Source organism: Duganella sacchari (genome assembly GCF_900143065.1).
In the GTDB taxonomy this organism is placed as follows: Bacteria; Pseudomonadota; Gammaproteobacteria; order Burkholderiales; family Burkholderiaceae_D; genus Rugamonas; species Rugamonas sacchari.
This window is the reverse complement of the sequence record NZ_FRCX01000030.1, coordinates 1-7360: the sequence shown is the minus strand read 5'-3', so window position 1 is coordinate 7360 and position 7360 is coordinate 1. Positions and strand designations below refer to the sequence as shown.

Sequence of the window (7360 nt, the reverse complement as noted above, 5' to 3'; positions counted from 1 at the left end):
ACCCGGCTGCGGTCGATTAAACTACAATCCGACTGTCCTGCCTGGGGGAATTTGACCCGGCCAAGGGTGGGGGAATTTGAAGTGGCCAACGGGGCTATGGATCACCTTGGAGGATATGCGAAAGGCTGGAGCAACCCGCTATGGCATTGCGGAAGTCGGTAGAAAGCTGGAATCAATGGACGGCCCCAGAACCCAATCGCTTCGAAACACTACTGGGGCCGCGTTTAGAGAAGTCATCGGCCTCTATGAGTCCGGCTTTAAACGGGCGGCGTCAGAATCCGAACTCGATGGAATCGAGCGAGCCCTCGCCACAGTCACTAATGCAAGTGCCAAGCAGATCCTAAGAGATGTGGCGACATCAGCCAAAGCCATTACAAAACAGCGAGATCAGCTCAAATCTGCTCTAGCCTCAATGGAGCTAGCTCACCAGCCATCGCCAGTCGTTCCAGCTTTAAAGACTCAACACATTGAGCTTCCAAGCTGGATCTTTGAGACGATCTTATCAAGCTTCGACTCGTCAAGGCTTCGTGAGCGAGGTCTCGCATTTAGCGAGGATGGATGCCTTCAAGACGAACGGCATATCGCTTTTTTCGGCCCAGATCTTTTGGGTGCGATGAACGAAATTCTCACGCTACATGGAAGACCGCCGATCAGTAGAGGGCAGCCATGAACCTTCCCCATCAAACAACAAGAGGCCCGTCTGGGCCTCTTCTTTTTGGGGCTGCCAACCTAAAACTGAACGTTATACTTCTTTCGGATAGTATACGGGCAATAGTATATTTATCAGGCTGGAAGCCGCATCTTTCCTCGACTAGTATATTTGCCACCCCTTATTCGTTTAAGAATAAGGGGTAAAAAACTATACTATTTATACTATCTCCATCCAAGCAAAGCTAGATGCTTTTGCATAGCTTACCAAATAACGGCCGATTTTTGCCGCCTCTCCTCTGATAGTCCGAATTGTCTCTCTGAGCCGCCTACGTTTTATCACCACGGACTCCATGCGTGCTCACGATGCTCTCCATCTCGAAGACCAATTCGGTTTCCAATCAACACCATCCAAACGACTTCGGCGATTATGCCCGAGGCAAAGATTTGCACGCGGCTCCTCTGCCATTTTTGATCAGACGAGATGCAAGTCTCTCAGGAATAGTTGACGTAATTCATAATTTTAGTCAAGCTAGCCTCCATGTTGTCAATAGCTTCATTATTGCAGCAATGCAACCTCTGCAGTCGTAGAGTGCTTGCATTTTACGAGGATCGTCGTATAATGGAGGAGTGATTGGGATACAAAGCAGCCAAAGCCAAGGTCTTAGCGGCCCTAAACAGTGGGGCATTTGATCATGAAGCACGTGATGACATTAATGTAAAAAACTTACTATCCACAGGGGATATATCAGCTGCTGATGTTGCAAAACTTATTGCAAAGAGTTCTGGGTATGAACATACAGAAAGCCCGCACCACTCGCAGAAATTAGTTACTGTGCATTGCATTATTACCCAAAAATGGTATATAAAATTTTATTTCTTGGACCCTGACACAACTTTTATTAGTGTTCATCAGTGAGGTTAAAATGACACAACGATTTCTTCTTGAAGGTCATAAAGGTAAGGCCATTTGTGAAAAATGTGCAAATATCTGCTCAACCACCTATCGTTACCGTGACGTTCCCTTTTCAGACGGAAAAGGCTTAGCTTCTGGGATACTCGTCGGTGTGTGCGATACTTGCAATACAGTTTTATCCATTCCCGCACAATCAACTCCAAAAATTAAAAGGGATAGAAATATAGCCACTCAATCTATTGAGGCAGTTCTTCCCGCGCCATATCTCGACATATTGGACCTAGCTTGTTTTTCTATTGATCCCAACGCCTCAACAGATTTTCGAAAAAAACTATTGCTGTTTTATATTCATAAATTTGCACTAGGAAAGTTCGATGTGGAAAATATTTCAGAACCAAATCCACTTTTCTCATTAGATCATGACATCTCTAAGCGACGGCTTTCCATGAAGGTATCAAAGAGCCTAGCAGAAGATTTTACAAAAATGGTTTCAGTGAGCAAACTATCAAAAACCGACTTCCTTAAAAATGTAGTTGGCGAGATTAAACGTCAAGTCATTGATGATAGAAATAAAGATGTTCTTGAAGAGTTACGCACTATTGCCTATCTTGGATAATTTTATTTAATACCAATTATTGAACTAGATGCATTCTTGTTTTTATGGAAACGAGATGGTGCACCAAACGGCGGCCGAAATCGACCGTCCCTCCTTACCCCATCCGAATCGCTGATTTGCTCCGCCTAAGTTCGAAGCCCCAACGGGACATTCGGCGGATCGGCAATGCTCTCCATCACAAAGATCAATTCGGCTTCCAACCAGTCGCAGAAAGCCAAGGATGGCTCCGGCTACCTGCACTACCTGGGCGGCCCAACAAACACAACAATGCAGCGAGGCGACTTTGATGATTACGCCCGAGGCAAAGACATGCATGCGGGTCCACTACCGTTTTGGACTGGGCGAGGTGCAAGCCTGCTAGGCCTGGGCGATTTTGCAGAGGCCGAACATGTCGAGCGACTCGCAAAAGGTTTTCATCCGATAACTGGAAAAGCCTTAGTCAAGGGAGCTGGTGACGACCATGTGATGGGACTGGATATGACCTTCTCGGCCCCGAAAGATGTCTCGGCCATTTTTGCAGGCGGCGATACGCCGACTCGTGCTGCTGTCGCCAGGTGCGTGCAAGACGCGGCCAAAGCAGCTCTGGCGTATGCGGAGTCGAACACGATCACGAGACATGGCAAAGCAGGCAGGATCAAGCGATTTGCTGAGGCGGCCGTGGCGGCCTGCTACTCCCATTTCAGCTCACGGGCCGGAGAGCCTCAACTTCATGTGCATGGGTTCCTATTTAATGTCGGCAAACGAAGGGGCACGAATGAATGGAGTGCTCTCGAACATCGAGGTCAGTTCGACCGGAAAATGGCAACCGGAATTCTCTTTCGAGTGGAGCTTGCCAGCCGCATCAAAGCCTTAGGATTTCAGGTTGAAGCTGCTGGCCCCTACTTCACGATCAAGGGAATTGAACAACACCAACGCGACGCACTATCCACCCGGTCGAAGCAAATCAAGGACTACCTCAAAGAATGCGGGGGCTTGAATGCCGATGGAGCAGAAGCAAAAGAGATGGCCGCTCTCAATACCCGTTCGGCAAAGGCGGAGCCCTCCTTATCAGAGCTATTGAAGAATTTCGAAGCGATGGCCGAAAAGATCGGGCTCACACCTGAATCGATTGCAGCCATGCGGAATAACCAATTGGAGCAGGCTTCAGATGCTCCCTTCGTTCTCGATCACCAAGAGGTCCTGGATTCTTTAATCGAAAAGCAGTCCTGCGTTACCGCACATGAAGCCCTAGCCCTGATTTGTGAAAAGGCGATGGGTCAATGGAGTGCCAATGAGTGCTTGGCAGAGCTGGACCGTTTTATGGAGTCTGAACATGTGGTGAAGCTGGGGCAGACGGAACAGCTTTCGGAGATCTTTACCTCGCAGGCCATGCAAGACTTGGAAGCTCGGATATCCGATGCCGTAGCAGAGACCGCACGGGCCACGACACATCACATCCCAGCCAGCATGGTCGATCAGCAGTTCGACGAACTCGAAGAGGATCTTAAAGCGAAGCTAGGTGTCGCCGTATCGCTTGAAGAGCAAAGAGCCGCAGCTCATCACATCACGCACCAAACGGGCCAGCATGCGTTTGTAGAAGGCTGGGCGGGTGCTGGCAAGACCACCATGCTCAAAGCCGTTGGTGAAGCTTACAGGGCCTCCGGTTTCGATGTCTTAGGATGTAGCCAATCCGCCGCTGCAAGTCAGAATCTTGCCAGGGAAACCGGCATCCGGTCGCGAACGATTGCGAGCCTGCTTCTCTCACTATCCAAAGGAGCTGCAAGGCTAGGGCCTCAATCGATTTTAATTCTCGACGAAGCGGGCATGGTTGGATCACGCGAGTTCGGCATGCTTCAGCAAGCTGTCCTTGATGCTGGCGGAAAGCTGGTAGCTGTGGGAGATGCCAAGCAGCTTCAGCCGATCGACGCGGGTGGGATCTTTAAATCGCTCACCCAGCGGCACGGAAAAGCGGAGCTCTCCAACATTCGGCGTCAGAAAACCGACTTTGCACCGCTCTTGGATTGGCTATGCAAACGAGGAAGCCTGTCAAAGCAGAAGGCCGACGTTTTGAAAACACTTCCTGAGAATGTCCGACTTCAGGCTTTAGAGAGCCTGTGCACGCAAGACGAAAAGCTAGGGCGAGCCTTTGATCGCTGGCAGAAGCGATTCGATTATTCTTGGCTGCGTGAAGTCGTGGAGCAGTTCGCAAACGGGAAAGCGAAGGACGCGTTGCAGACACTTGATGAACGCGGACGGCTACAAATCATTTCAGGACACACCGCTACGATTGATGCACTGATTTCGGACTGGGCTGGGGACAGAACGCCGATCGATCGCAAGACCATGATTGCTGCCACGCGAGCGGAGGTCGCAACACTGAACGCCAAGGCCAGATCTCTTTTAATCGATCAGGGTATGGTTATCGATGGCGTAGGACTGGATCTTGAGATCACGCACCGCGACGAGTCGCGTGAGAACAAACGCTTTGCGCCTGGCGATCGCATTGTCTTTTCGAAGAATGACAAGACGCTGGGCGTAGCCAATGGCATTACTGGAACCATTCAAGGCATTGAGCAGGCTATATTTACGCCTCTTCTTCGCGTCAAGCTTGACGAGGTGAACGAGCGAGGCGAGAAAATCGTTATGGTGCCCGCTTCGTTCGGCTACTTCGATTACGCATACTGTCTGACAAATCATAAAAGCCAGGGCCGCACCTTCGACTCAGCTTACACGCTCGCGAATCCTGCGATGTGTGATCGGGAATGGATCTATGTTGCGGCCAGCCGATCGCGATACGCCACGACGATCTATGCAAATCGAGCAGACCTTCAAACTGTCGATATCGAATCACACCACGAGCATGATGCCAAGAAAGGCAGTGACGGCCGCACAGCCCTGATCGAAGCCCTCGCACTTCGTATGTCCCGCAGCCGGGCCAAAGGAACGACCTTAGATTACGACACCGCGATCGAACCACATGCAGAGCTCAGCTCCACACCAGTCCCGATAAGCCTTCGGATCGCACGACGATTTCTGCAAGCGATATCACCAAGGCGAAAAGTCTCTGAGGTGGCTTTAGAGATGAATGCGGAGCTCGATGTGCAGTCCACTCAGGAGCAGCGGCTAGAGCAAAGATGAAAGACATAAATCCTCTAAACAATAACAACAATAAGGAGATGCTATGAGCACGTCAGAAAACACACCAGCGAAGGGATGGAATCGATCGGCAGTGACATTCAGACTTTCGGCCAAGCGAGTCAGTGATCTGAGGATGCTTTGTGATGAGCAGCTCTCGCCGACCGCAGCACTCGACTTGGCGATTAATTTGGCCAAGGATGCTAAGGAAGAGCATAGATCAGATCGCTTATCAGCAGAGAGTGCGAAGGTTCAAGATTTTGTTGCGGCCCAGACGGCTCATGCAAAACACAATGGAGAACTGCTGGTCGAGATGGCAAAGCAGATTAGCGATCTTCAGCGGACCATTATTGCGGCAGCTGGCTCAAGCAAAGACGGGGCGATTGAAAACAAGGACGCCACTGAAATTCAGCAGCCGCTCTCCATACGAGCCTGGCTCGATCAAGAACTTCGTGTTTCTGGGCAATCCGCCTTTTTGGCCAAAGCCCAGTGGCAAAACATGAAGAGAAAAAGCTCTGATTTTTTGCAACTGGAAATGTTCGTTCAAAGAGTGCCTCTATCGGACTCAAGCCAGGAGCCAGAAGCAAAACGGCGGCTGGTGCTGATCACCGCCTCATTTCAGCAAGCTGCCCTATCTCAACTCACCACAGCACAACTACTCTATTTCAAGTGCCAGCGAAGGGAAAAAAGTGATTGGCAGGTCAGTGTTCACCATATTCTTGAAGGGAAGTTAGGACCAGCAGTGGTGGCTTTGCGAGTGTAAGAGGGATAGGCAGAATGATTTGTAGGTGGGTCAATTTGACCCGCCAAAATAGTGCGGACCTATCACTGCCGCTTTGTGCAAATCAGCTGATGGAAGCCCTTGTTTCTACTAGCTCTCCCCGATTTTTACGGGGTCATTTTGCGTGCAAAATGACCCTTCGTGTATGCTCTCTATCAAGATCAGGAACTCTGCAGTCCATTTTGCAGCACTCTAGCCAGTAGGATGAAAAATATGGATGCCCCTCAAACCGATGAACAGAAAGAATATCAAGCCCCGCCACGCACGAATCGTCAGCATGTCTTGCCATTAGCTTCTATCATCAGATTTCGCAACGCCAAGGACGTAGTTGAAGTCGAGCTGATCCACAAACAGAAAAGATTCACTGAAAACGGTAACCAGAAAAATTTTGTAGCGATCAGAGCGTGGACTCAATTCGCCGAAGATGGCATGCGAGGTGTCGAGGACGCATTCCAAAATGCTATCAATGAAGTGCTGGTTTCGAAGAAGATTGACGATAAGCACCAAGTTATATTCAAGCGATTCTATGCTCTCATCAGAGCTCGTAGCAAGGCTCGTTACACTGAGATCGCAGGTGAATCATTAATGACCGATGTTTCTCCAATGCCTAAAATGACCGACGAAGAGCTACTCGAGTTTGAACGTCAGGGTGTTTTCTTTGAAAATACTCCGTTGGCTGTTTCGCGGCAAGTCAAAGACTTTGCAATTGCACATGAAGTTTTACAGGCGGACAAGCAACAGGGGAAGTGGGGGCTGATTACATCTGCCAAACGAGAATTCCTGGTATCTGATGATTTCTTCCCCCTTATCTTTGTTCCAGTGAACCCCACTACCTACCTTGTTTGGGAAGAAGACTCTCAACAACTCGGCGATCAAGCCGTTCAACGCATGAATGCAGAAATAAAGGCTTCAGCGAGAAATTTCGTTTTCGCACGAAGCCTAGACCACTGTTAAATTTGCACCGCATTTTCACCGTAAGCGTCAACGTGACGCCGTCTTGCGCAGCTTGTCATTAAGTGGGAGCTAAAATGGAAGCTTTTCCGCACTCGTCTTGCCATGCACAACTCTCCCCGCTTTACGATCAACCGTCACCTGATCATCCTGATGCCCAAGCAGCCGGTCCTGGACTGGATTAAACGCGTCGATCCGAATCCGCCAAACCTGACGCTTGATCAGCTGCGCCTTGAACAGAATGCTTTTCTCATTTCTGATGATCTTGATGGTCAGCAGGATGCTGAGAAGTGGGTGCAGCGCAGATGGCAAATGTTCTTTGAAGGTTTTCTCG

Annotated in this window: 6 protein-coding genes; 5 read left to right on the top strand and 1 reads right to left on the bottom strand. The window is 49.6% G+C overall.

From position 1 onward, the window contains the following. Positions 1 to 1282 precede the first annotated feature (1282 nt). From BUA36_RS29685 to BUA36_RS29665, 5 genes are all read left to right on the top strand, one after another. Positions 1283 to 1567, top strand: a complete 285-nt coding sequence (locus tag BUA36_RS29685) for a hypothetical protein (RefSeq protein ID WP_072791099.1) — start codon at positions 1283 to 1285, stop codon at positions 1565 to 1567. 7 nt (positions 1568 to 1574) lie between these two features. Continuing rightward, the gene (locus BUA36_RS30600; RefSeq protein WP_072791097.1) at positions 1575 to 2180 is read left to right on the top strand and encodes a hypothetical protein; all 606 of its coding nucleotides are present in this window, start codon (positions 1575 to 1577) and stop codon (positions 2178 to 2180) included. Positions 2181 to 2345: 165 nt separating this feature from the next. Then, on the top strand, positions 2346 to 5297 hold the full coding sequence (gene mobF, locus BUA36_RS29675) for a MobF family relaxase (protein ID WP_072791093.1): 2952 nt from the start codon (positions 2346 to 2348) through the stop codon (positions 5295 to 5297). A gap of 43 nt (positions 5298 to 5340) precedes the next feature. Then, positions 5341 to 6057 (top strand): hypothetical protein, encoded by a 717-nt coding sequence (locus BUA36_RS29670; protein WP_139260749.1) that lies wholly within the window; start codon positions 5341 to 5343, stop codon positions 6055 to 6057. A 231-nt stretch (positions 6058 to 6288) separates the two neighbouring features. Further along, positions 6289 to 7029: a hypothetical protein gene (locus BUA36_RS29665; RefSeq protein WP_072791087.1), complete on the top strand. Its 741-nt coding sequence runs from the start codon at positions 6289 to 6291 to the stop codon at positions 7027 to 7029. A gap of 69 nt (positions 7030 to 7098) precedes the next feature. Here the strand turns inward: BUA36_RS29665 and BUA36_RS30865 are convergent. Beyond that, positions 7099 to 7360 (bottom strand): hypothetical protein (locus tag BUA36_RS30865; protein ID WP_167544358.1); only part of this gene is annotated, 262 nt, incomplete at its 5' end.

Coding starts and splice junctions, on each gene's coding strand:
- BUA36_RS29670 (WP_139260749.1), top strand. CDS start 5,341: ATGAGCACGTCAGAAAACACACCAGCGAAGGGATGGAATCGATCGGCA.
- BUA36_RS29665 (WP_072791087.1), top strand. CDS start 6,289: ATGGATGCCCCTCAAACCGATGAACAGAAAGAATATCAAGCCCCGCCA.
- mobF (WP_072791093.1), top strand. CDS start 2,346: ATGCTCTCCATCACAAAGATCAATTCGGCTTCCAACCAGTCGCAGAAA.
- BUA36_RS30600 (WP_072791097.1), top strand. CDS start 1,575: ATGACACAACGATTTCTTCTTGAAGGTCATAAAGGTAAGGCCATTTGT.